This is a genomic window from Streptomyces sp. NPDC029138, assembly GCF_055564375.1.
Map to the genome: position 1 here is coordinate 1 of NZ_JBVHWM010000148.1, position 1271 is coordinate 1271.

Sequence of the window (1271 nt, forward strand, 5' to 3'; positions counted from 1 at the left end):
GACTCGGGGTTTTCCAGGGAGCAGGCGATCGCGTCGGGGTCGGTGGCCTGCTGTACGGGGACGGTGGCTTGGGCGGCGCGGGCGATCCTCGTGGCCGGGCGGGAGCGCAGGTAGTACGTCGTTTTCAGGCCCTGCTTCCAGGCGTAGGCGTACATGGAGGAGAGCTTGCCGATGGTGGGCGTTTCCATGAAGAGGTTGAGGGACTGGCCCTGGTCGAGGTACGGGGTGCGGGCGGCGGCCATGTCGATCAGGCCGCGCTGGGGGATCTCCCAGGCCGTGCGGTAGAGGGTGCGGATGTCTTCGGGGATCCAGCGGAAGTCCTGGACGGAGCCGTTGGAGTCGCGCAGGGCTTCGCGGGTGCGGGCGTCCCAGACGCCGAGGTTCTTCAGGTCCTGCACGAGGTAGGAGTTGACCTGGAGGAACTCACCGGAGAGCGTCTCGCGTTTGAACAGGTTGGAGACCTGCGGCTCGATGCACTCGTACACCCCCGCGATCGACGCGATGGTCGAGGTCGGGGCGATCGCCAGCAGCAGGGCGTTGCGCATGCCCACCGCAGCGATACGTTCCCGCAGTGCCGCCCAGCGCTCGGGCCAGGTGAACTCCACCTCGTAGTGGTCGGGGTGGAGGACGCCCCGGGCGGCGCGGGTCTGCTCCCAGGCGGGCAGCGGGCCGTTGCGCTCGGCGAGGTCGGCGGAGGCCTCGTAGGCGGCGAGCATGATCCGCTCGGCGATCCGCGTGGACAGGGCCTTGGCCTCGGCGGAGTCGAAGGGCAGGCGCAGCTTGAAGAAGACGTCCTGGAGACCCATGGCACCGAGGCCGACCGGGCGCCACTTGGCGTTGGAGCGGCCGGACTGCTCGGTCGGGTAGAAGTTGATGTCGACGACCCGGTCCAGGAAGGCGACGGCCGTGTGGACGGTCCGGTCCAGCCGCTCCCAGTCGATGTCCCCGGTCGTCGTGTCCACGAAGGCGCCGAGGTTGATCGAGCCGAGGTTGCAGACGGCGGTCTCGCCGTCGTTGGTGACCTCCAGGATCTCGGTGCAGAGGTTGGAGGAGTGGATGACGTTGCCGGGCTCGGCGGTCTGGTTGGCGGTCCGGTTGGCGGCGTCCTTGAAGGTCATCCAGCCGTTGCCGGTCTGCGCGAGGGTACGCATCATCCGGCCGTACAGGTCCCGCGCGGCGATGGTCTTCTTCGCCAGGCCCGCCGCCTCGGCCTTGCGGTAGGCGGTGTCGAACTCCTCGCCCCACAGGTCGACCAGCTCCGGCACGTCGGC

The 1271-nt window shown here is 69.1% G+C and carries 1 protein-coding gene; it reads right to left on the minus strand.

The window, feature by feature from the left end:
• Positions 1–1271: ribonucleoside-diphosphate reductase subunit alpha (locus ACZ4WH_RS43970; RefSeq protein WP_468191975.1), on the minus strand; the 1271-nt coding region annotated here is incomplete at both ends.